This window comes from Hydrogenovibrio sp. JE_KL2, from assembly GCF_009296185.1.
GTDB lineage: Bacteria > Pseudomonadota > Gammaproteobacteria > Thiomicrospirales > Thiomicrospiraceae > Hydrogenovibrio.
Window position 1 is genome coordinate 20,498 of sequence record NZ_WBJR01000006.1, and the last position, 23,224, is coordinate 43,721.

Below are 23,224 nucleotides of genomic sequence, written 5' to 3' on the forward strand. Positions count from 1 at the left end.
ATAGTGAAAATCTGCCAGGTTGGGGTACATCAATCAAGCTGGGAATGAACATAAGACGGAGTGTAAATCGTGAGAGGAGTGAATAAAGTCATTTTGGTTGGAACCCTTGGACGGGATCCAGAAATGAAATATGCGGCGAATGGCAACGCGATTGCCAATTTGAGCATTGCGACATCTGAAAACTGGACAGATAAAAACTCCGGGCAGAAGCAAGAAAAAACCGAATGGCATAGAGTTGTCATTTTTGGAAAACTTGCTGAAATCGCAGGCCAGTATCTCACGAAAGGCTCTCAGGTTTATCTTGAAGGCAAATTACAAACCCGTAAATGGCAAGATCAAAACACCGGACAAGACCGTTACTCAACGGAAGTTGTGGTTGATTTTAGCGGACAAATGCAAATGCTTGGCGGCGGCAACCGTCAAGGTGATGCAGCATTTGGACAGGCGCCAGGCGGTATGGCGCCAGGAATGGGCGGACAACCTTCTTCTATGCCACCAGCCGGACAAGGGTTTGCGCCACAACAAGCTACGCCTAATTACGGGCAAGCACCGCAGCCAATGCAACATCAAGCACCACCGATGCAGCAAGCACCGGCTTATCCTGAAAATGACTTTGGTGATGATGACGTTCCGTTCTAGGGTTTACATGCTACTATTTTGTTAGCTTTTTAACTGTAAGTTATTGTTTAATTGGTCTAAAATATAAAATACCTAACTTTATTTTGGTTAGGTATTTTTTTAAGTTATTATAGTAAGTATTACGTTAAAAATTGTTAATGGTGATGGTGTGGCAGTTTCAATACAAAGTTTTGTGATGGAGAGTGGTGAGCGTTATTGCCTTTTGGTTAATGCTGATTCTGGTGTGCCACTGTTTTACCCAAATTTATTCATAACAACCCAAGTCAGAAACGCTTCATTGTCTTTTGCTTCTATGGAAAGTGCTTTGTCGTCAATATCTGTTTTGTTGAAGTTTTGTGATGAACGTAAGATTGACTTGGTGGAAAGGTTAAGGTCAGGTTCTTTTTTTGAATTGAATGAAGTTGATGTGTTAGCCGATTATTGTCAGTTCAATCTTTCAAGTAAGGTTGTTGCAAATAAGGTCACAAGTTTGGCCAAGGTAAGAAAGCCAAGAGTAGCAAACGAAACGGTTTATAGAAGGCTTTCGGTGATAGCAAAGTACATAGAATGGCTAGGCTCTCTGTTGGGTGATAGTAGCGTTGAGAATCGCAAGAATCTGGAGGCTTTAGTTAAAAAAATCCGTTCGCGTCGTCCAGTAAAAAAAGGGCGTAACCAATCATTGGTTGAAAAGGGGTTAACTGATGAGCAAGTAGATTTGTTGTTTGAGGTGTTTCGTCCTGAATCAGATTTGAATCCTTTTGAGGGCAAATCAACGAAGGTGCGGAATCGACTAATGTTTTTGATGTTGCATTATCTTGGAATCAGGATGGGAGAGCTGCTTTCAATAAAAGTTAAGGATGTTGATTTCTCTAACAACCAAATAGTGATTGCAAGACGTGCAGATGAGAAATCAGATCCAAGGGTTGATCAGCCGTTAGTAAAAACCATGGATAGAAGGATTCCGCTTAAAGATAGTCTCGCCGCTGAGATTCATAACTACGTGATGAATTACCGCAAGAGAGAGTTGTCAGCAAGAAAACATGAATACTTATTTGTTGTACATAAGCCCGGCCCGACATCTGGGCAGCCTGTTTCCAAAGCGACCTATAACAAGGTGATGACCACTGTTAAGGCTTTGTCGCCTAAACTCATTGATTTCACTGGTCATGCATTGCGCCACAAATGGAATGAACGCTTTTCACTGTTAATGGATTCAATGGATGAGCCGCCTGATGAAGCTCAGCAAGAGCAGCTTCGCTCATGGTTAATGGGCTGGAAGCAAGGCTCAGGAACTGCGGCGTATTACAACCAAAGGTATATTCGGAGTAAAGCTGAAAGCGCTGCACTACTTCTTCAAGATGAAATAATGACAAAAGGCTAATTTCGTAAATGGATGCTCAAAAGCTTATAGGGTCTCAGGGTGATGCTGAATCGTTTGAAAAAGTTTTCAGTACCTATGGTTACGAATTTTATGAGGGTGACACGGTATGGCGACTATCAAGAGACAACAGTATTAATTTAGAGTCCGTTCTTTCGAACCTTGATGACGGTTATAAATACGGATTTATAAAGACATTGAGTTTTATTTGTCAAACCAGAAGTGCTGGGTACGGAAGCTCGATTAATAGCAGTTTTGCACTTTTTCTAAAACTAACAAATGCTAAAACCATCAATTCAAATACGTTGATTAACTTCAGGTCAGGGTTGAAAAAGGTAAATGTTCATAGGCTAGGTACTATGAGAACCTTTCTGAAGCTTTGGCATGATTTGGGTTACGAGGGCATTGATGAGTCGCTAATCGATATGCTCTACTCTTGGCGTATTCCTGGTTCAATCAAGGGGGATGTTGTAAAAAGATTAGATCCCTATGATGGTCCGTTAACAGATATTGAGTTGTCAGCATTCAGCGAGGGGCTTGCCTTAGTTTACGAGAGATCTGATATAGACCTGTTTTCTTACTCCATGATAAAGGTCTTGTTAGCTACAGGTCGCAGACCAAAGCAAATCGCTGAATTGAAGTTGATGGATATACAAAATGAAGGCAATAAATTCTTTCTAAACATCCCAAGAGCTAAGCAAAGGGCAGCAGGCTTTCGGACTACATTTAAGCGTTTTGCGATAACGCCTGAATTAAATCATATCGTTTTGCTACACAAAGAAGACGTGATTATAAAGGTTGAAAAAACCTTAGGGTTTCGATTACCGGATGGGCTAAAGCTTAAGCTACCATTGTTTCCAAAGTTTAGTGTAATTGAAGAAAGTTCGTCAACCCTTCAGCAGGTTGCAGATTTGTTGGATACCGATCGAGTTCATCTGAAGACGGCAGATATTGATCTGATATTTAAATCGGTATCAAAAGTAGTAAACGTCTTTTCAGAAAGAACATCAGAGCAACTAAAAGTAATGCCCTATAGGCTTAGGTACACTATTGGAACAAGAGCCGCACGCGAGGGTTTTGGAAAACTAATCATCGCTGAACTTCTTGATCATGAGGATACTCAAAATGCGCATGTCTATGTTGAGAATATTCCAGAATACGCTAGACGAATAAATGAGAAAATTGGTCACCTGATGGCGCCTTATGCAAAAGCTTTTGCCGGTGTGCTTGTGGATTCAGAGGATGAAGCCATTCGTGGAAAGGATAAGTTAAGCAGAATTAGGCTTAATCAAGATGCAAATATCGGGACGTGCGGAAGCTATGACTATTGCGGCGCAAATGTACCGGTTCCGTGCTATGCATGCGCACATTTCCAACCTTGGTTAGATGCGCCTCACCAAGAAGTCCTGGACAGGTTGGTTGAGGAACGAGAGCGTATTGTTGAACTGACCGAAGACTTAGCTGTTGCTTCTGCTAATGACAGAATAATCATTGCCGTTGCAGAAGTTATTCAACGTTGTGAAAAACGAAAGCAGGAGTTGGCTCGTGACTAATGTTATACAGTTTGTCCCTAGAGCAGAACGCGACGCTTCAAAAAACTTAGAAGACTTTATTAGCCTTTGTCGAGATGAGTTAACCGTTTTCGGTGCGGATTTAAATTGGAGTGATTGGAAATGGCCTAAAGCGGCTAATTTCACTAAGGTCGGGGTTAAATCTCGGAGCGTAAATCCTGATTCTGATTTGTTGGCTCCTGAATTTATGGATTTTGCAAAAGCATACTTCCGTTATCAACAAGGTCACAATCCAACCGTTGCAAAAAATGAAATGCGAGCATTGCGATGTATTGAGCAAGCGCTTTTAAAGCACAATGGCTCGGCACATCTTTCTAAGATTTCGATTTCAGTGTTAGGTGAAGCTTCGGTGGTTGCTCGGCAGTTTTATGAAAAAGCGGCTGCCTATCATGCCGGTCGGGAGATTGAGCGATTAGCTAAGTTCGTGAGTGAAAAAAACTTAGTTCCTGAAAAGTTGGATTCATGGAAAAATCCGATAAAACGAGCGAATGATCGAGTCAACACGGGCCAAAAAGCTAAATCAGACCGAGAAAAGAAACTTCCATCCTCGGATGTGCTTGAAGCGATGGCGGAGATATTTGCTTCAAACCCTGATAATCCGAAAGATATTTTTACATCATCAGTTTTTGCGATGTTGATGTGTGCCCCATCACGCATAACTGAAATCTTACTTTTGCCTGTTGATTGTGAAGTCGAGGAAAAAGACAGTCAAGGTGAAATTCAATATGGCTGGCGTTTTTATTCTGAAAAAGGTTTTGGAGGTGATATCAAATGGATACCAAAAGTTATGGTGCCAATAGCCAAAGAAGCGATTGCAAGAATAAAATCATTAACAGCGCCTGCTCGTGATTTAGCTAAATGGATTGAAGATGACCCTCGAAGTTTCTATCCGCACACGGGATGCCCAAAAGTTAATTCAAATACAAAATTAACAGCAATTGAAGCAGCTTTGGCCTTAGGTTTTGTCGCAAGAAGTTCAGGTGTCGCGATGTCATCATTATCTAAAATGCAGTTAAAGTCTCAGAATAACAGCTATAGTCTAAATGAGCTTTGGAATGATTACGTTATGCCCCGACAACCTGAAGGTTTTCCGTGGTTGCCGAAAGAACAAAGCATTAAATACAGCAATGCCCTTTTTTGCATGACTAAAAACTTACTCCATGAGCAAAGAGGAACTTCGCCGGTTATTCTTTGGGCTCCGATTAACAATGTGTTCAATAACGACTTGTCTCCAAGGGCCTCATTAAACAAAGATGTGCATAAAAGCATTTTTGAGCGTTATGGATATCGTGATGAGTCTGGAAATCCTCTTAAAGCGACTTCACATCAAATGCGCCACCTTTTATCTACCATTGCTGAACGCGGCGGTATGGCACAAGATGAGTTAGCTAAATGGGCTGGACGAGCCGACGCAAAGCAAAACCGTGTTTATAACCAAATGAGTGAGTTTGAGATGGTCGTGCGTGCGGAACAGTTCGATCCATCGAAATCATTATTTGGCCCGGTTGGTGAAGCTAAAAAGCATATCCCTGTAACGGTTCAAGAGTTTAATACACTTGAAAAAGGAGCCGCACATGTTACTGAATATGGTTTTTGTATTCATGATTACACAATTTCACCTTGTGAAAAATATAGAGACTGCTTGAATTGTTCAGAGCAAGTTTGTATTAAAGGTGAAGCCGAAAAGTTAAAGAGAGTTAAGGTTCAGCTAGCCGAAGTAGAAGAGCAATATAAAGCGGCAGAATCATCAATGAAAGAGGGGTTAGCTGGTGCTGACCGCTGGTATGAATATCATCAACATACCCTAACTCACTTGAGGCAATTGGTTGAAATTCTTGAAGACCCTAACGTACCTGACGGCTCGTTGATTAAGCTAGCTAACGATAAATCTTTTTCACAAACAAATCGAGTACTGCGAAACAAGCACGGTGAAAGCCGGTTAAAACAAGAGCAGCAGAAATTAGCTGAGCAAGCTAAAGCGCTGTTAGGAGGTGGTCTTGGCTAAGCACTTATCAAAAAGAGATATTGAAGCGGTTGTTAGCCATATTCTTGGCTGGGGTGATGAGAAGCTCACTTGGGATGTCGTTCTTGATTCGATTGAACCACTAATCGGCTTCAGACCAACACGTCAGACTCTATATGCAAACCACGATATTCGGGATGCTTTTAAGTCGCGTAAAACAGGAATTAGGCAACGTGGTCAGGATAAACCAAAGCCGAGTAACCTTAATGTGGCAGCAGATCGGATTGCGCACCTTCGAGCCGAAAATGATATGCTCAAACAAAAAAATGCGGCATTATTAGAGCAGTTTGTACGTTGGCAATATAATGCTTATAAATATGGCGTAACAGAGCAAAAACTAAATGAGCCAATGCCAGAAATTGATAGAGAAAGAACTGAAAACTGATAAGGTTTGAAAGGGCTAGAATCAAGGTTTTTAGACTGGTAAAGGCAGTGTTTATTTGTAGTAGTTCAGACTTCATCTGACAGTTGCCCGTTTTGAATCGGTGACTTGCCGTAAATCCGTTCCTTGGGTTCTAACCCGTTTTACTAAAACCCTTTATCGTGGACGAGCCAAGAATGATAACGAGCTTGCGATGTTATTTACGCTCGCCAACGTGTGCAAGATTGGCCAGTTGATTCGACGAAATGCAGGATAGGTGTTTCTAAAACTATCTGAAATCCCAGTTTTAAGTGAAGTTCAGGAGGTAAGTGGTAGAATGATGACCGGAATTCAGTCAATTTTGGAATTTCAGCGCAAGCAATCGAGTAACTATCACTTGTTAGGTGTTTCCTTAAATTGAATTGGAATATTAATCAATGTCGCATGATACAAATAAAATGGACGTTAAATACTGGGAAGGTGGATTAACGCTTCACGAAGTTAGAGCCATAGAAAAAATCGCTCAAACTTTTGCAGGTGCTAACCAGAAGCAGGAATCCAAACCAGCAAAACTCGGCTCTTTGAGTGACTTAAAGGTCTTAAAGCCTGGAGGGAATGCTATGTTCCCCTGGAAAGGATATGCAGGATTTCGACTTGCTGGTTCTGGCCGTGAAGGGGAATTCGATCTTGTCATCGTGACCCACTATAACGTCATCATCGTTGAGCTAAAGCATTGGAATGGCGAGCTTACTGCGTCTGGTGATAATTGGTATCAAAATGGAGAGTACAGAGAGCGATCAGCTGTCAGCAAAACACAAGACAAGGTTCATCTGCTCACAGCGAAACTTGCCAAGTGTGGGCGGGCTTTTCCTAGCTTCCAGGGGCACAAGTTTGACCGTCCCAAGGTAGACTTTCTAGTGGTGTTAACGGGCACTGCTGATGCTTCTAAACTGCCGCCTAGAGAACAGGAACACGTCCTAACGCTTAATGAGTTTCTACAACTTTCGGTCGAAGATGCGTACAACAAAAGTTTTAGACCACATCCGCAAGCCAATAAAAGCTTAAACCAAGACATCTCGGTTTTTGATCAAATCTTCTCCGAAGGTGAGACCAAACCCAAGAGTCTAATCGTCGATGGTTACGAAGCCATTGAGAAGATATTCCCGCCAGAGAACATTGAGTCCATATACACCGAGTTCTTATCTAAAAACAAGAACAACAAGGACGACTTTGCACTGCTGAGAAGATGGGACTTCTCTGAGTTAGATGATGTTGGCAGTAAAACGCGAGACGAACGCTATAAAATCGTTAGTCACGAGAAAGAAGTCTTATCATTCATACGTTCAAACGACGTGGATTTATATAACGCCTGTTTACGCTCTCTGACCAATATTGATCCAAACAATATTACCGAGGAGTTTTATGAGCTTTTTGAGCTTCCCCATAACTATTCACGCCTAAATGAATTTATTTCTTCTTTTGTTATCAAGTACGCCGAAGAAGAGCGGGCGACACTCGTCAAAATTATCCTGAATAATTTTTCCTCTCTGCATGATATAAAAATTGCTCACCGAGATATTGGCGATCACAGCTTATGGCTTTCCCCTGGTATGAAAATGGCCATGTCCAGTTTCATGTCGGCCTACCATAAGCCAGCAGGAACTGTCGGTGATAGACGCAAAGCAATTAGCTCAGGGATTATACCCATCCCTGAGGAACAGAACTCGGAACATAATGGCACCGAGTATCACCGTGACATATATTCACTGGGCATTCTGACCTGGCTGATAATGCAGGGGAGACGCCTCAATCCCGCATCAATTAAAGACGCTATAAAAAACATTACCGCTTCCAGTATCTGGTACGCACCTGTCATACAAAAAGCTATCAGTCCTGAGCCACAGGGTCGTTACCGGAATGCCCACGAATTTCTAGCCGCTTTTTCAGCATCACAGCCTGAAGCAGAAACCATTGAGCTATTTGATAGTTCCATTATCGAACAATACAAAACCGAGGTTAAACTCTATAAGACCTATGTCGAAGATGAGGAAATATCCTCTACCGATGCAAAAGAGGTTTATCGCTCGGGTCAGCTACTTGTTAAAATCTGGAACAACGCCCTCGACAATGAAGATTCGAGTAATATCTTTTTCTGTAAAGCTTTTATCGAGAAAGCTGAAAAGATCCAGGGGCTTGGAGCTGGGTTTATCCCTAGCATTCGGGACAAGGGTATTACTCACAAATCTGAACTCTTTCTGATCCAGGATTTTATCGACGCGCCCTCATGGGGCACATGGGCGACTTACAATGTTTCTGAAGAACAGAAGCTCAAAGCCATCAACGCCTTAATTAGCCATGTTAGCTTCCTGCATGAAAGTGAAGTTACTCATGGCGATATACATCCTGGGAATATACTTGTACTGGCCGAAGGTGAAGAACTTAACGTCTATATCATCGACTTACCCGATTTTAAGCTTGGGACAACTGAAGTTAAGAACCATCGATATAGTCCTGAAACGATCCATAACGCAACAGCCATTGTGCGCGATAACTATGCGGTTATTCGTATGTCTTGTGAGCTCCTTGGACTCGACTGGGATGAGCTCGAAGAAGAAAATACGCATCCGCAGTTAATTGAAATCATCAAAGCTGAAAAATCGGACAGTGCCGGGTTTATTTCTTTGGAAAGATTTAGCCAGTCACTCAAAGAACTTTACGAAACCTCATCTGAATCCATCGAGGAGCTGAGCGTCCAGCTATTCCGTCAGGACTTTCACGAAGCAATCAGTCTTTTACCCGATAACGGTGAGCTGTTTCTGTTTTATGAACCCTCCACGAAAAACACAGACTCAGTGAAGGTGTTACTGTCTGGTGTAGACTCTTCTTGGACGATTTTCTTTAACCCGATAAATGAAGCTATCGAAGGTGGACTAGCGCCTCTAAAAACCGATGATATTCCACCCTGGATTCGGGATAAAAGCCAGTTAACGCTACCCATAAAAATCAACATCGAACCTTCTGATTACCAGACGGATACCTCAGCACTTCAGTCCTACCTATTGGCTCACGAAACATTTCTTATTGATAGTAAAGCAGCTATCAAGGAAAGCACTCAAAGCAAAGAGGTCGATGAGAAGCTCAGTAAAGACATTGATGAGCAACTCAAGAATCTACTTGCTGATGTTGAATATGATGAAGAATCCATTGTTTCAATAAAGAATGAAAAGATTGCCACAAAGAACATATGGAAGGCTATTTTAGAGACAGAGACAGAAGCGCTTCCAAGCGTTGAAGTCGCCGACGAACCGAAGCCTGATATTCGAAAAAATGAATTGGTTATTCCCTATGATTCAGATAACGAAGTGCTTGACCGCTTTTCTAAAGAGGATGATGTCATCGCCATCAAGAAGGTGGATGATAAGGAGTTTATCGTAGGGAAGGTCAACATTGACCAGTCCACCAGCTCAGAAATGCGAGTCCCGCTGAGTTCCGGTAGGAATTACCCTAAAACCGGCGACGTTTTATACCTTCGCACAAAACGAGACAGGGCATCCTACAGTCGCCGTAAAAAGGCGATGGAGAGAGTGCTCAATAAGAATGCGGTCATATCTGACCTAACAGACTATTTTGAGCCTTCTAAAGATCAGCTTTTTACTGATTATAAAGTCATTCCCACTGAAGAACAGCTGGATCTCTATGACCAATATGACGACGAGGGAAATTTAACCGTTAGTTTGAACGCGGCACAACGTGATGCTTTCAAGACACTGTTCAGCAAAGGGCCACTGTCACTTTTACAAGGACCACCAGGTACCGGTAAAACCGAGTTTATCTCGGCTTTCGTGCATTACTTGCTGACTGAAGGCAATGCGAAGCATATATTGCTTGTTAGTCAGTCACATGAAGCCGTCAATACGGCAGTTGAGCGTATCCGTAAACACTGCACCCGACTGGAGTCGCCAATCGATATTGTTCGGTTTAGTAACTCAGAAGCATCGGTTTCCCAGGGTCTAAAAGATGTCTATTCCCGCAATTTGATCGAATCAAGAAGACAGTCCTTTATCGCTGAACTAAGGGAGCGGATTCAGTTTATTCAGCCATCACTGAAGTTGGAACCTGAGTATATCGATGCCATTCTCAACGCGGAACTTGGTATCAAGAAGAAAATCAAAAACGCACTTCGCTTGCAGACGGATATTAGTGATTCTTCGGATGAGCAACTGTCATCCAGTTTATCGTCTAGCCTAGAATCGCTTTGTTATCAAATCATATCTGAACTCAATGAATCATATTCAATTGAGATCAGTCAGTTGGAGCTAGGCAGTATCGGTGAAAAAATCGATAAACACCTTAATGCGCTGTATGGCATCGGCCCCCATGAGCATAGACGCATAAGCGCCCTATTAGATTTGGTTAATGATTACAGAGACAGGCTATCATCCAATCCTGGAAGCTATGAGGAGTTTCTGGCCAGATCCAGAACTTTGGTATGCGGGACTTGCGTAGGTATGGGACTCGGGCATCTGGGCTTAAATCAGATTCAATATGACTGGGTGATTATCGACGAAGCGGCACGTTCTATATCATCAGAGCTTGCTATTGCAATGCAATCTGCCAATCGTATTTTGCTGGTTGGGGATCACAAGCAATTGCCACCTCTATTCCAGGAGGAGCATAAAAACGCCATATTGAGGAAACTGGGTGTTCCAAGAGTTGAGCCATTTCAAAAGGAAGTCTTCAAGAGCGATTTTGAAAAGGCATTTCTGTCTCCATATGGCAAAGCCGTCGGAAAGAGCCTTTTAACTCAATACCGTATGGCTGAGCCGATCAGTCGACTGGTTTCAGATACTTTCTATGATCAACCTTTAATCACCGGAGATCGAGAAATCCCAGTTTTTTATAATGATGGCATCGATGTTTTGAAAGCACCTGTGACCTGGCTGGACACGTCAGAATGTAAGTTCGGCTTCGACAGTGAAGATGGTACGAGCCTCGTTAATCTTGAAGAAATAAATCAGATCCTCGCCGTTTTAAAAGAGATTGAAGCCAATGGCGAATATGTTGAACAGCTTGCCTCTCTAGTTTCTTCAGGCGAACCTGCCATTGGCATTATCTGTATGTATGGTGCTCAAAAACGACTCTTACGAAGAAAGTTCAACGAACTAGCATGGAGTCCAGAGTTCAGATCTCTGATCAAAATCGATACCGTTGATAGCTATCAAGGTAAAGAGAATCGGATCATCATTGTGTCAATTACCCGAAATGGTAAAGATCGAAAGCCCAAGTTTTTGAAAGAACCCAACCGAATCAATGTTGCCATGTCCCGTGCTATGGATCGTTTGTTGATTGTTGGTTCCATGCAAATGTGGAACCGAGAAAACGCCTCTTTGCCACTTGGCCAAGTGGCCTCGTATATCCAACGTCACCAAAGCGATGAGTATCGCATCGTGTCAGCGAAACAGACGGTGAAGAATGGAGGGAAACGATAATGGCAAATCACACTTTGATTCCTCTAATGACGATAGATATAGCGCTACCTGTTCAGGCCTTTAGGTTTGAATACACACTGGTGGGAAGAAGTGATCTACCCTTCATCCGTGAGTTTATCCTGCGCCTGTTGAAAGTGGGGAATATGTCGGCTACTCACTTGGCGAAGTTTCTTGGCCTCACTGAGAAAGAGGTCAGCATAGCCGTGTCACAATTAGTCAGCCTGAATGAAATCTGCTTGGACAACGAAGGCAATATTCAACTGACAGCTGAAGCTCACAAATATTTTGATGGGCCTTCTGATAATCGCCCGAAAATCACAAAACTATTTGAAGGAACCAGTACCTTCAAATTTGACCTATTGTCATTTGGCTTAATTCGACCCTATGACAAGATAAGTCCTCCTCTTAATACTTTACGTCTTTCTCCTGAAACAGAAAAGCTCAGCAACAGTGTCAACTATGCTAAATCGGCATTCCTACGAAACTACATTGATATTTTTGAGGAAGAGTCGATCAGCTTCGATGGTGTTAACGATATTCGTAAAGTAGAGCTGTATAAATTATCTGACGTCAGAAAGAACAAAGATTATAACACCAGATTTTCTCTTACTTTTTCTCTGGATACTGAACGTAATTCAATCGAGCGACATTCAGACAGCCGCTTTTTCGATGTTGATGAAATCCAAAAGAATCTCAACGAGGTACTACTCAGCTCATTTAACACATCTAACATTCAGGATATTGTTTCTGCGTTAGATACGCTAGATGAAACACAATTGCTAGATTGTTTTACACCGGATGGCATTGACCTTACGGCACTGGCTATATTGGCGGTCAAACAAAGCGCCTCATCATCTGGCCGCTCATACTTTCTAGGCTCGCCAACAAATAGTGCTAATTGGAGCCAACTAACGACTCTCATAAAAAAACATCTGAAGGACGGTAAATCCACTGCCACATGTACCTGGTTAGCACCGTCAGATCGCTTTTGGTTAATGAGCAATCAATCCTTTAGCCGAACTTCTGAATTAATCAACGCCACTAAAGGGCTTGAGGCACAACTTTATGTGCCTGTTGAAGGTAGTAAGGATAAGCATCAGGAATTGTTATGGAAGAAATCACTCGGCTCTATGAAGGGCAAGGCCATAAAGGTTTCAGAAGGCTTTATGGGTGGATCAGTAGAAGTAATTTTAGTGCCAGGAATAGTTTCCATGGTCTGCTTTTACTTACAAAATCCAGGTGAATCAGTATCTATCCCGTTTGGGTTCATCACGACAGGTGAATTAGATATAGATCGTATCCATCAAAACTTTGAGTCATACCTACAAAGCTATGATACGCATATGGAAAAAAGAGATTACGGCCCTTTGGTACTTAGTGGCCAGAAATTGGTATGACAGTTTGATGCAAGATTCTTGAAGTTATCGAACTAAGCAACCCTGTTTGAACCTTCACACTATCGTGTCGGAGGTTCACTAGAGCTCAACAGGTAAGAAGTCATCGTATTTCTCTATTCTCTTTTCCTTTATGACCTCTGCAAGTTCACTTTACCACTACACTGTGTGTTTTGAAGATGATCGTTTCGTAGATGTATCTTTTGAAGAGGATGGGCAAGATGATAGAACAAAAGGCACTTTAGTTTTGAAATATCTTTTTGAGTGCGATTTTCAGCAACAACAGCATTATAGGTTTGTACTTAAAAGCCAATAGTAACTATTAAATTCTCAAAATGTATACATTTTGAGAATAACGCTTTTGTATTATTATTTTATGTCTTATAATTAAATTATTGAAAAGTCTAAAAGGTTTTAATAATGGCTGTTGTAGGGTACGCTCGTGTTTCGAGTTTAGGTCAAAAGCTGGATGTGCAACTCGAAAAGCTGAATAAGTATGGTTGTGACAAAATATTTGAAGAAAAAGTCAGTGGCACCACAGCGAACCGTGTTCAGTTGCAGCGGTGTTTAGAATACCTTCGTGAAGGTGATAGTCTCGTCATCACTAAGTTAGACCGCTTGGCCCGCTCTACATTTCATTTAACCCAAATTGCGAATCAGCTTGAAGAGAAGTCTATCGATTTTGTTGTGTTGGATCAGCAAATTGATACTTCAACGCCAACGGGTAAGTTACTCTTCAATATGCTGGCCAGCATTGCTGAATTTGAAACGGAGATCCGTAAAGAGCGGCAGCTTGAAGGCATTGAGAAAGCTAAATCGAAAGGCGTGAAGTTTGGGGCTAAGAAGAAGCTCTCAGAAGAAGAAATTGAGCAAATGACTCAAGAGCGCGAGTCCGGTGTCTTAGTTAAAGACTTGGCTAAGAAATATGGTATCAGTATTCCGAGCGTTTATCGCTTGATAGGAGGTGAAATGGACTTACAACGTGCTTTAAATTCAGTGGGAAAAACTTGTTTTGTGAAGTACTACGAAGAATTTGCTTCTGATAAGCCAGTTGAGGATATTGTTGAACTTTTACTTAATGAAGAAGGTTATGCTGAAACTGCCAGCAGAACGAGAATCAATAATGCCAGAAGAATAATTAGGTTAGGATTGACGAATCAGGCTTTGGACTTGATTCTAGAATCAAGTCATCCTATGGTTGGTGGTGAAATTAAAAAAGGCGCAAGACAAATTCAAGATAAAAAATTGAAGTAGTCACTATTTTTAAATCCTAAATTTTTTTAAATCTTTACCTAATTGGTAAAAAAATATAAAATAGGTAACGTTTTGGAAATCCTATTTGACAATAAAAAAATCAGAGAGCTCTGTGAGAATAAGAGTAAAGCTGTGAAGAAGCTTGGGTCAGATTGTGCGCGTAAGTTGCGTACTCGTTTGAGTGATTTGGAGGCTGTTAGTAGGGTGACCGAGCTTGTTGCAGGAAATCCACATCCTCTTGAAGGAGATAGGACAGGCCAGTTTGCACTTGATCTTGCAGGAGGTTGGCGTTTAGTTTTTTGTCCTGCTAATGATCCTTGTCCCATGAAGGATGATGGTGGAATTGATTGGTCAAAAGTGACCATAGTTAACATAGAGTATATAGGAGATTATCATGGCTGAGTTGAGTGTTGAATTTGCGCCAGACTGGGTCTCTCCGCCTGGCGAATCCATTATTGATATTTCTGAAGAACGTGGTTGGTCTCAAAGTGAGCTTGCTCAACGTTTGGGATATACAGAAAAACACGTTAGTCAGCTTATCAATGGAAAAGTAGCACTTAGTGTTGATGCTGCATCGCGGCTGGAACGTGTGGTTGGTGGAACAGTTGCATTCTGGCTATCTCGTGAAGCAAATTATCAAAATCATAAAGCTCGACTAGAGGCCGCTGAAAAGCATTCTAGTTGGGTATCTTGGCTAGATGAGTTGCCAGTTAAAGATCTAATGAATAGTGGATTCATTCAAAAACAACGTTTGCTTGAAAAGAATAAGCCTGGTGTCGTTGAATCATGCCTTCGATTTTTTGGAGTTGCGTCTCCTGATGAATGGAGAAGTTACTACGCAGGAATGCAGGTAGCTTTTAGAAAAAGCAAAGCTGAGCAATGTGACGTGGGTGCAATATCATCTTGGCTACGCTTAGGAGAGCAATATGCTGAGAGAATTGAGGTTCCTAAGTACAACAAGGCCCGTTTTGAAAAAGCTTTAGACGAGATTCGTACCTTCACATGTCAGCCGCCAGAAGAGTTTGAGCCAAAAATGAGGAAACTGCTTTCAGGTGCGGGAGTTACTTTTATTTTAGTACCAGCTATTCCCAGAGCCCATGTAAGTGGAGTAGCTCGATGGCTAGGGCCTACTAGACCTTTAATACAGTTGTCATTGTATGGCAAAACAAATGATAAATTTTGGTTCACTTTTTTTCATGAAGCGGCCCATATATTGTTGCATTCAGGAACTAGAGAAGAAAAAAAATCCATTTTCCTTGATGATCCGAATTCATCTCATTCTGATTCATCTGAGGAGCATGAGGCAAATGCTTGGGCTGGAAACTGGTTAATACCTTCTGAGCTTTCGGGGCTATTAGCCAGTTTGAATACTAAAGCTGGGGTAGAGGCCTTTGCAAAAGAAATTGGCATACATCCAGGCATTGTGGTGGGTCGTTTACAGCATGATGGGTTTATACAACCCTCATGGATGAATGATCTAAAAGAAAAATTTGAATTTGCAAAAAATCCAAATTGATAGAGCAGTCTCATCACAAATTGACATTTTTATATAATTGATATAAAAATTAACTAAATAATTTACAATTATTTTTAATTAATTGTTTTATAAGGGTGTTTGTATAATCAGGTAAATTTAACCATTCTAAGCTTTCTTCAAAGTTCTGGGCGATGTTTAAAAAAGCTCCTCTTTAGGAGCTTTTTTTGTATTTGAACGACATGCGAATATTGGTTTTTGGGAGTGGAAGCGTTTCCATCATTGCAGCAGCAAGGATCAGTATGCCGCCGACAACTTCCAATCCTTGAAGGGTCTCATTCAAAATGAAGTGTGCCGATACTACGGCGGTGAAAAGTTCTAGAATCAGAATGATAGAAGATTTTCCGGATTCAATGTGAGTGACAGCCCATTGGGTTCCAAAGTTTGCCGTCAACATCCAAATTAATGCAAAGCCCAATAAAATCAGCCAAGCGCTAAAACTTACATCAGGAAGTATCGCGGGTTGCTGCGTCATCATGCCGATTGTGATGGCGGCAAAAAAAGCGGCGCCGATAAACATAACGTGTAACTTCAGCATAATGGGTAAATTCGGGGAAGCGCGATAGACAATGTTGTTCATCGCAAACAAAAGACCTGATAGCAACGCCGTCAAATCAACCCAACTTACTGGGGAGGTGAAGACAGACATTCCGCCTTCGACTAAAAACACGCCAAGTAGTGCAAACCCCATACCTAGGAATCTAAGAGGCGTTATTTTCTCTTTCAAGAATATACGCCCGCCAATCACTCCCCAAAATGGAATCAGGTAATAAAGCACCATGGCTCGTATGACATCGCCATACACCATAGAAGTGTTGAATGCTAGCTGTGTACCGCCGCCTAAGAGCAAAATTCCGATTAGGTAAGGCCAATTTTGAATTGCCAGCTTTCGATATTTCCAGACAATCGGTAGTGTGGCAATGGTCATCAGGCAATAAATCAATAGTGTGATAGCTATGCCGTCGAAACCTTTTTCATGGAGATACTTAAGCGGTAGCCAGGTAAGTCCCCACAAGATTGAAGAAATCGAGAGCGTTAAAATTGCGACATTTTGCATAGAAGTTCAACCGTGAGTAACATGCTAAGTTGGTTTGTTTTCTTATCATGCTTGTAGGTGGAACCCTCAAGCAACCAAAGTTGGTTGAGGGTTTAGATGGCTAAGTCTGTTGTGGGATATTCAACAAATATAAATGTGCCAATTTGCTAGAGACTTATTTTTTTAACCTTCCCCTTCAAGACGTTGGCCACAGAAGAACCCGAGGCCAACACTAGGCGATTGGAAAGTGATAACACTTCCTTTAGCGAAGTAGAAAACATCGCCCACTCTTGCGTGGACTTCCTGACCTGTTTCGTCTGTAATGATCATTTCTCCTTCTACAATAATTTTCATTTCATGGTAGTGGTAGGTATAAACCAAAGGCTTATCAGACTTTTCCATTCTAAAGAAACCACCAACGATGGTTTTTTCAGGGTCATCAGAGACGGTTAAGTCTGCCAAAAAGGCATTGGTGTTTTCGACGCCCATGCTTGGAAGCTTGAATCGTTTTGTTGCAACAGGGTAGTGTGTCATTGCCATAATAGGACTCCTTTGTTAAAAATTTTTTTTAGCCAGCGATCTATTTTGCGGGCAAATACTGCGTTAATTTTCTGGATCAAATTGCTTTAGCCATTCAACGAGAGTTGAGTGATATCGAGACAAACCTTTGTACTCAATAAGTTCACTTGGAAGCGTTTTCATGGTTCTGTGCATTCGTTTGGCCCAGGCTTTGTTCGTGACTAAATCATTCATACTGATGAGATAGGTGCGAATACTGAATAAAAGCGCGTTGCTTCTTGCCATGCGATCAAGTACTTGTAACTCGACGCGCAAATAGACTTTTTCACCTACGTTTTCGAGCGTGACGGTGTCCCGATCTGTTCCCCAGTTTGGGTAGGTTTCCGGGGAGGTGTCCATGCGAGCATTGATGGTTAAAGTCCAATTCAAACGTCGTACAGGCTGACCTATGGGAATGGCTGTCAGAAACTTGAGGGCGCGTTCGAAAATGCCGGCTTCATGGGCTAGCGGAACAGGGCCATGCCATTCCGAGAAACTCATGCCTGCATCAAATGCCAAGGACCAGTCTGCGGGACAGGTGATCACGCCTGCGTCCATGTATAAATCGTTATTACGTTGATCCAGTAGGGCAATGTCTCCTTGAACCTGGCAGCCAATGTATTCCAGTGGCGGTTTGGGTAGGGTGCTACTTTGACCAAAAGTGAAGGTGTCTTTGATGCCTAGCAGTTTGTTTTCCCAAGTCCAAAATTCGCCATCTTTCTCGAGCGAGAAGTAGTTTGGGTAGTCTTCAGAGAGGCTTGTCATTGCCCGATCAATAAAGTCCCAGCAAGCTAAGTCCATATGGGGCATTGCCAAACAACGTTTAGGGTTTTCTTTCAAGACGATTTCACGTTCAGCCATTTCGGACAAGTAGTGTTCGTCGATATCAAAAAGGTGTTCGTAGACACTGTCTTTCGGCCCCGGCAGGGCGTGAGGTTCGATATTGACCGAATACATGTATTCGTCTTCTGGGAAAGGGAAGGGAAACCGTTTAATGGCCTCTTCGCTATTGGTATAGGTGAAGTCGTCTCGGAAACTTTGAATGGCTTTGGGCGCTAATCTCATGGTCAATTCCTTCTTATAGGTTCAGTTGTAAAAGACTGCCTTTTGATCTGGAGACACAGGGCATGATGCAACGGTTGCCGTTGTGCTCCTTCTCAGACAGAAATTCGTCTCTGTGCTCAATGTCGCCTTCAAGAACAGGGGTGATGCATTGGCCGCAAACACCGGCTCGACACATGTTTGGAATATCTAATCCCGCAGCTTCCAGCGCTTCTAACAATGACTGGTCTTCGTTGACGTAAACCGTTTGCTTGGTTTTTTGCAATTCGACAACAAATGGTTGGCCTGGTTTGGGTGCTGCAAATGCTTCATAGTGAATGTGAGATAGTGGCCAACCTGTCTGTTTTGCCACATTGACTACATCTTCGATTAAGGATTCCGGCCCACAAATGTAGACATGAGTTCCCTGAGGTCGATTGGAAAGGATGTCTCTTATATTTGCTCGATTGCTGTTGTCAGAGTCATAGGTTTTGATTCTATCGCCCAGTATGTAGTTCAATTGGTTGACGTACGCCCCGGTTTGACTGCTGCGGTACATATAGTGCAATTCAAAGTCGAGGTCTTCACGTCTCAGCATTTCAGGAATGTAGGACATAAAGGGCGTAATGCCGACCCCTCCTGCAAGCAGGATGTGGTGCTTTGCTTGCCAATCCGGCGCAAAAAGATTTGCTGGAGGGCTGATTAGCAGTTGGTCACCTTTCTTGACGTTCTCGTGCATGAAGATTGAACCGCCGCGAGACTCAGGTTGATACCTTACGGCGATTTTGTAGCTGGTGTTTAAGCTGGGATCACTCAACAGCGAGTAAGCATTTCGGATTTTTCTTCCTGGGGCATTCATCTCAACAACAATGTGTGACCCTGGAGAGAAAGCTGAAAAACGTTTATCCACTGGTGAGAGCGTGAACTCTTTAATAGACGGTGCAACATCTTGGATGTCCGTTACCGTGACTTTCATTTGCATTGCAGCCATTAGATTAGCTCCTCTCTTTCAGGGATGTCACTTGGGTCTTCAGCATTGATCTGTACACCGACATAGGCAGAGTGAAGCTTTGAAAAGTGATCCCTGACCAAAAGTAGTCGTTTGCAGCCAGGACATTCATAGGGGGTGTAAGTAACACCGTCCGTTAGTGTGTAGCAATGGGTGCAAAACAGTCGTCTTTCATTGCTAAGGGGTTCGAGTTTTTTGATTTGTTCCTGTCCTAGACCTGCGTTGACAGCCAAACGGTGAATATCCCATAACATCGACTCTTGTTTAGAAGCCAGATAGAGGTTGGTTGAAATGGGCAGTGTCGCAAACAGTTTTGAAAATGTTTCTTGCATTGCGGATTCATCAATAAAATGACAACCTTTAGGATATTTGTAAGAAATGTGTTGCAGGCTTTCACCTATCACCCAGCAGGAGCGTTCACCATCACATGCGTTGTAAAGCTCGGATAAAGATGGAAAAGCTCCTGTACCAGCAATGAATAAGTGGTAGGCAACAGATGGATCGACATGAATAGCAGGGTAGACAGGTCGGCTTTTAATAGTAGGTACGGGTTGCATACAGCTCTCCAAATGACGTTTCTATTGGTTAGCGACAGCTGTGTTGTTAAAGCCTTCTGGTTCTTCGGAAAGATAGGCTTCAAGAGAGTCATCCAATGCATCAATCCATGGCGTATGATGTTTTGGCGACATAGTGCCTGTCATCAATGAGCGGTAGGAGTGGTCTCTAAACGTCATGATGTTTTCTTTCTTGTGGTGCTTCCATTCTAGGAAAGCTTGGTTAACGCCGGGAATGTCGAAAGAAGGGTAGTCTGTCGCGTCAATCAACTCCTGAATGTAATCGCCTTGGAAGGTGTACATTTCAATAGCGGTTTCCAGCGTTAATTCCCTTTCTCGCCACATCATGGAGTGGGCGGTCATTTCTTCTTTTGTTTCGGGCAGGGCGATACGGCCTAATATAATGTCTCTGACATACCAAGCCTGAGAATCAAACATGTTGAAGGTGTACCACTGGTCTTGCATTCCCAAGTAAAAGAATTTCGGATTGTTTTCCCAAACCACGCCTTTATAAAGATCGAGAGGCCACAGACGGTTGTCTGTAACAAGTCTGAGAGAGTCAGGTAGAAACGGAAAGTGGTGTAGGTAACCCGTGCAAAGAATGATGGCATCGATTTTTTTCGAAGAGCCGTCGGCAAAGTAGGCTTTATGGGTGTCTACGCGTTGCAATAATGGTTTTTCATCCCAGTTATCCGGCCATTTGTAGTCCATAGGCGCTGTGCGATAGCAACTAGTGATGCTTTTCGCGCCGTATTTGTAGCATTGAGAACCTATATCTTCTGCCGAGTAACTGGCGCCAATAAGCAGAATATCTTTGCCTTTGAATTCTAGTGCATCACGAAAGTCATGAGCATGCAGGATACGTCCTCCAAAGGTTTTAAATCCTTCAAATTCGGGTGCCTTAGGTGTCGAAAAGTGGCCAGTAGCGGTAATCACATAATCAAATTCTTCAGAATAGATTTTATCTTGTGAATGGTCCTGTACGGTGACGGTGAATTTATCAGTTGATTCGTCATAAGACACATTGCGAACTGCTGTGTTGAAGCGAATGTAATCACGGACGCCAGCTTTTTCAACACGCCCTTTGATATAGTCCCACAACACTTCGCGTGGTGGATAAGATGCTATAGGTTTACCAAAGTGTTCTTCGAAGGTGTAGTCAGCAAATTCTAGACATTCTTTTGGGCCGTTAGACCAAAGATAACGATACATACTGCAATGAACAGGTTCACCATTCTCGTCGGTACCTGTTCGCCATGTATAGTTCCAAAGACCGCCCCAATCGCTTTGTTTTTCAAAGCACACCAGTTCAGGAATTTTTGCCCCTTTGGACTGTGCGGACTGAAAAGCTCTTAACTGTGCTAGGCCGCTAGGGCCGGCGCCGAGAATAGCAACACGTTCACTCATGACTTGTTCTCCTAACATTCGGTAACATATAGATTTAAATATAAGTTTCTTTTTGAGAAAAAAAGTTTCTTGCTGTTTTTAAATTTATAAGAAATGAATGCTTAGGGGTATTCCTAAGAATTAGTAACTCGAAAAGGGTAGGTCAACTATTCGTTTGGGGGTAGGTTGTAAGCTAGGGCAATTCGTTGAGGGTGAAGATGATGCCTTCAATTGCTAGTATTGAACCGGATTCAGAAAAAATGGCACAGCCTTTTTCATATACCTTGATGGTTTCGCCGCGAGCATGCTGTAGGCGATAGGTGATTTCAAAACATTTGTCTGATTGGATGGCTTTTTGTACATTTCGCCAGACAGATTCTCGATCGTCTTCATGAATGAGAGAGCCGTAGGATAATTCGGCATTGTTGATCATTTGTTTTGGGGCATAGCCTGTCAAGGTGTTGCAGCCGTCTGAAACATATTCCATTGTCCAGTTTAAGTCGTTACGAGATCTGTACAGCATTGCAGGAATTCGGTTTATTTGACTTTTTAAACTTCGATAGTGGGCTTCCTTGACTTGATCCGAGCGAATTTGAGGGGTTATATCAAAAATGGTCGCACTTAATGGGTATGGTGAGTTTGGGTAAAGGCGTTGAACTCTTATTTCACACCAGTAGACTTTGTCGTCGTTGTCGTTAATTAAACGAAGCCAAACTGGATTCGGCGTCTCAGATGATTGATAAAATTTTTGCAGATGCGTGAGCCATAGCACGCGGTCTTCAGGGTGAATGAATTCACTAAATACCGTGTGTTGACTTTCATGGGGAAGATGTCCACTCAGGTGAGTCCAGTAGCTGTTCGCATATTGCAGTGTGTTGTCTTTGCCAATAATGATGACAGCGTTCTCTAGGCTGTTAATGATAGCTTTAAGGTTGGGGGAGGTGCCGTGATGTCGAAACCAACTGCTTAGTAGGTCTTTTAAATATGACATTAACCATCTCCAAATATGTCTATTTTTTGGTTATGCTTCCAAGCAGCCAATTCAAGGCGCGAGTGGAGACCTAATTTTCTTAGTAGGTTTTTTACATAGACTTTAACGGTGCCATCGCTGATTCCAAGCTCTCTAGCAATGAGTTTGTTATTCAAGCCTTTTGAGATTAAGTCCAAAGTTTGGCGCTCTCGTTCAGTTAGGTCCTTTAAGGATTCATGATTTTGAGTGACATCGGGCGTTGAAAATGTGCCAAAGGATTGAGCACGAAGGCCTTCGGCAAGTAGATTAAGGCTTGAATCGCTTAGAATCATTTGACCATTAAGTACCTTGGTGAGCTTGTCCAGAATGACTTCAGCATCGGTATCTTTCGGTAGGTAACCATCTACACCCGCGCTAATCACTTCCAATAGACTTTGAGCATCCATTGAGACGGCAAGCATAACGATTTTTGTGTTTGGAAGTTGAGGTCGGAGTTTCTTTACCGCTTCAATGCCTGTAAGCCCTGGCATTTGAAAATCCATCAGTAATAGATCTGGGTGAACTTCCGGCATATTTTCCAGTAACTCCACGGCGGAGCCGAAGTCGTTAACAACTTCAAAGTGCCCACTTTCAGTAAGTAGCTCCACCACGCCTCGTCTAAAAAGTGGGTGGTCATCAACAACAATGGTTTGCACGGTCGTATGAATCGACATGAAGTTTCCTTGAGATCTTGTAGTTTTTCTAATTGCTCATTCACTCTTAATGTTTAAAGAGAAGGTAAAACATCCACTAAATGACGTGGCTTATTGATAGCGATTTAGTGGTTATGGCTCTGCTCATTTGGTAGCAAATAATTACCATCAAGCAGAGTATATGCCACAACTTGGTTTATTGGGGGTACCCAAAAAGAGATACCGCCAATGGTGTATTGTTTTGGGGTTATTTATATTGAATCATATCAGTAAATTTTTATTCTTCACAGGAATAATGAAAGATTTAAGAAATTGCGTTTGAGCTTAGTAGTGATCTGCGCACTAATTATGAACCA

18 protein-coding genes are annotated in these 23,224 nt (G+C 42.4%); 10 read left to right on the forward strand and 8 right to left on the reverse strand.

The genetic code is table 11. The features are described from left to right. Nucleotides 1–66: 66 nt before the first annotated feature. From ssb to F8R13_RS10355, 10 genes are all read left to right on the forward strand, one after another. Nucleotides 67–639 (forward strand): single-stranded DNA-binding protein, encoded by a 573-nt coding sequence (gene ssb / locus F8R13_RS10305; RefSeq protein ID WP_371414952.1) that lies wholly within the window; start codon nucleotides 67–69, stop codon nucleotides 637–639. Between the two features lie 148 nt (nucleotides 640–787). Further along, nucleotides 788–1,999 (forward strand): site-specific integrase, encoded by a 1,212-nt coding sequence (locus F8R13_RS11740; RefSeq protein ID WP_216642628.1) that lies wholly within the window; start codon nucleotides 788–790, stop codon nucleotides 1,997–1,999. An 8-nt stretch (nucleotides 2,000–2,007) separates the two neighbouring features. Next, nucleotides 2,008–3,549: a site-specific integrase gene (locus F8R13_RS10315; protein ID WP_152834278.1), complete on the forward strand. Its 1,542-nt coding sequence runs from the start codon at nucleotides 2,008–2,010 to the stop codon at nucleotides 3,547–3,549. Continuing rightward, the gene (locus F8R13_RS10320; protein WP_371414944.1) at nucleotides 3,542–5,572 is read left to right on the forward strand and encodes an integrase; all 2,031 of its coding nucleotides are present in this window, start codon (nucleotides 3,542–3,544) and stop codon (nucleotides 5,570–5,572) included. Before F8R13_RS10315 ends, F8R13_RS10320 begins: the two co-directional genes overlap by 8 nt. Then, nucleotides 5,559–5,975: a hypothetical protein gene (locus F8R13_RS10325; RefSeq protein WP_371414945.1), complete on the forward strand. Its 417-nt coding sequence runs from the start codon at nucleotides 5,559–5,561 to the stop codon at nucleotides 5,973–5,975. The genes F8R13_RS10320 and F8R13_RS10325 overlap by 14 nt, the downstream gene beginning before the upstream one ends. 413 nt (nucleotides 5,976–6,388) lie before the next feature. Then, nucleotides 6,389–11,440: an AAA domain-containing protein gene (locus tag F8R13_RS10335; RefSeq protein ID WP_152834281.1), complete on the forward strand. Its 5,052-nt coding sequence runs from the start codon at nucleotides 6,389–6,391 to the stop codon at nucleotides 11,438–11,440. Continuing rightward, nucleotides 11,440–12,837, forward strand: coding sequence for a hypothetical protein (locus F8R13_RS10340; protein WP_152834283.1), 1,398 nt, complete (start codon nucleotides 11,440–11,442; stop codon nucleotides 12,835–12,837). Before F8R13_RS10335 ends, F8R13_RS10340 begins: the two co-directional genes overlap by 1 nt. Nucleotides 12,838–13,254: 417 nt before the next feature. After that, nucleotides 13,255–14,088: a recombinase family protein gene (locus F8R13_RS10345; protein WP_152834285.1), complete on the forward strand. Its 834-nt coding sequence runs from the start codon at nucleotides 13,255–13,257 to the stop codon at nucleotides 14,086–14,088. 72 nt (nucleotides 14,089–14,160) lie between these two features. Further along, nucleotides 14,161–14,490: a type II toxin-antitoxin system RelE/ParE family toxin gene (locus tag F8R13_RS10350; RefSeq protein WP_152834288.1), complete on the forward strand. Its 330-nt coding sequence runs from the start codon at nucleotides 14,161–14,163 to the stop codon at nucleotides 14,488–14,490. After that, nucleotides 14,483–15,604 (forward strand): helix-turn-helix domain-containing protein, encoded by a 1,122-nt coding sequence (locus tag F8R13_RS10355; RefSeq protein ID WP_152834290.1) that lies wholly within the window; start codon nucleotides 14,483–14,485, stop codon nucleotides 15,602–15,604. The genes F8R13_RS10350 and F8R13_RS10355 overlap by 8 nt, the downstream gene beginning before the upstream one ends. A 172-nt stretch (nucleotides 15,605–15,776) precedes the next feature. Here F8R13_RS10355 and F8R13_RS10360 read toward each other — a convergent pair whose 3' ends face one another. The 8 genes from F8R13_RS10360 to F8R13_RS10395 all read right to left on the reverse strand — a co-directional run bounded on the left by F8R13_RS10360 (nucleotide 15,777) and on the right by F8R13_RS10395 (nucleotide 22,889). After that, the gene (locus F8R13_RS10360) at nucleotides 15,777–16,679 is read right to left on the reverse strand and encodes a DMT family transporter (protein ID WP_152834292.1); all 903 of its coding nucleotides are present in this window, start codon (nucleotides 16,677–16,679) and stop codon (nucleotides 15,777–15,779) included. Nucleotides 16,680–16,841: 162 nt separating this feature from the next. Continuing rightward, nucleotides 16,842–17,198, reverse strand: a complete 357-nt coding sequence (locus tag F8R13_RS10365) for a cupin domain-containing protein (protein WP_152834294.1) — start codon at nucleotides 17,196–17,198, stop codon at nucleotides 16,842–16,844. 63 nt (nucleotides 17,199–17,261) lie between these two features. After that, entirely contained in the window at nucleotides 17,262–18,281 is a 1,020-nt protein-coding gene (locus F8R13_RS10370) for a DUF3445 domain-containing protein (protein WP_152834296.1), read from the reverse strand. Between the two features lie 13 nt (nucleotides 18,282–18,294). Further along, on the reverse strand, nucleotides 18,295–19,248 hold the full coding sequence (locus tag F8R13_RS10375; RefSeq protein WP_152834298.1) for a PDR/VanB family oxidoreductase: 954 nt from the start codon (nucleotides 19,246–19,248) through the stop codon (nucleotides 18,295–18,297). Continuing rightward, nucleotides 19,248–19,823: a dimethylamine monooxygenase subunit DmmA family protein gene (locus tag F8R13_RS10380; protein WP_152834300.1), complete on the reverse strand. Its 576-nt coding sequence runs from the start codon at nucleotides 19,821–19,823 to the stop codon at nucleotides 19,248–19,250. The genes F8R13_RS10375 and F8R13_RS10380 overlap by 1 nt, the downstream gene beginning before the upstream one ends. A gap of 21 nt (nucleotides 19,824–19,844) precedes the next feature. Continuing rightward, complete coding sequence (locus F8R13_RS10385; RefSeq protein WP_152834302.1) at nucleotides 19,845–21,227, reverse strand: NAD(P)-binding domain-containing protein; 1,383 nt, start codon at nucleotides 21,225–21,227, stop codon at nucleotides 19,845–19,847. A 172-nt stretch (nucleotides 21,228–21,399) separates the two neighbouring features. Next, on the reverse strand, nucleotides 21,400–22,197 hold the full coding sequence (locus F8R13_RS10390; RefSeq protein ID WP_152834304.1) for a PAS domain-containing protein: 798 nt from the start codon (nucleotides 22,195–22,197) through the stop codon (nucleotides 21,400–21,402). Continuing rightward, nucleotides 22,197–22,889, reverse strand: coding sequence for a response regulator transcription factor (locus tag F8R13_RS10395; RefSeq protein ID WP_152834306.1), 693 nt, complete (start codon nucleotides 22,887–22,889; stop codon nucleotides 22,197–22,199). Before F8R13_RS10395 ends, F8R13_RS10390 begins: the two co-directional genes overlap by 1 nt. Between the last annotated feature and the right edge of the window lie 335 nt (nucleotides 22,890–23,224).

What these genes read in the sequence shown, in the direction of transcription:
- F8R13_RS10315 (WP_152834278.1), top strand. Translation starts at nt 2,008, where the DNA reads ATGGATGCTCAAAAGCTTATAGGGTCTCAGGGTGATGCTGAATCGTTT.
- F8R13_RS10335 (WP_152834281.1), top strand. Translation starts at nt 6,389, where the DNA reads ATGTCGCATGATACAAATAAAATGGACGTTAAATACTGGGAAGGTGGA.
- F8R13_RS10340 (WP_152834283.1), top strand. Translation starts at nt 11,440, where the DNA reads ATGGCAAATCACACTTTGATTCCTCTAATGACGATAGATATAGCGCTA.
- F8R13_RS10345 (WP_152834285.1), top strand. Translation starts at nt 13,255, where the DNA reads ATGGCTGTTGTAGGGTACGCTCGTGTTTCGAGTTTAGGTCAAAAGCTG.
- F8R13_RS10355 (WP_152834290.1), top strand. Translation starts at nt 14,483, where the DNA reads ATGGCTGAGTTGAGTGTTGAATTTGCGCCAGACTGGGTCTCTCCGCCT.
- F8R13_RS10360 (WP_152834292.1), bottom strand. Translation starts at nt 16,679, where the DNA reads ATGCAAAATGTCGCAATTTTAACGCTCTCGATTTCTTCAATCTTGTGG.
- F8R13_RS10365 (WP_152834294.1), bottom strand. Translation starts at nt 17,198, where the DNA reads ATGGCAATGACACACTACCCTGTTGCAACAAAACGATTCAAGCTTCCA.
- F8R13_RS10370 (WP_152834296.1), bottom strand. Translation starts at nt 18,281, where the DNA reads ATGAGATTAGCGCCCAAAGCCATTCAAAGTTTCCGAGACGACTTCACC.
- F8R13_RS10375 (WP_152834298.1), bottom strand. Translation starts at nt 19,248, where the DNA reads ATGGCTGCAATGCAAATGAAAGTCACGGTAACGGACATCCAAGATGTT.
- F8R13_RS10380 (WP_152834300.1), bottom strand. Translation starts at nt 19,823, where the DNA reads ATGCAACCCGTACCTACTATTAAAAGCCGACCTGTCTACCCTGCTATT.
- F8R13_RS10385 (WP_152834302.1), bottom strand. Translation starts at nt 21,227, where the DNA reads ATGAGTGAACGTGTTGCTATTCTCGGCGCCGGCCCTAGCGGCCTAGCA.
- F8R13_RS10390 (WP_152834304.1), bottom strand. Translation starts at nt 22,197, where the DNA reads ATGTCATATTTAAAAGACCTACTAAGCAGTTGGTTTCGACATCACGGC.
- F8R13_RS10395 (WP_152834306.1), bottom strand. Translation starts at nt 22,889, where the DNA reads ATGTCGATTCATACGACCGTGCAAACCATTGTTGTTGATGACCACCCA.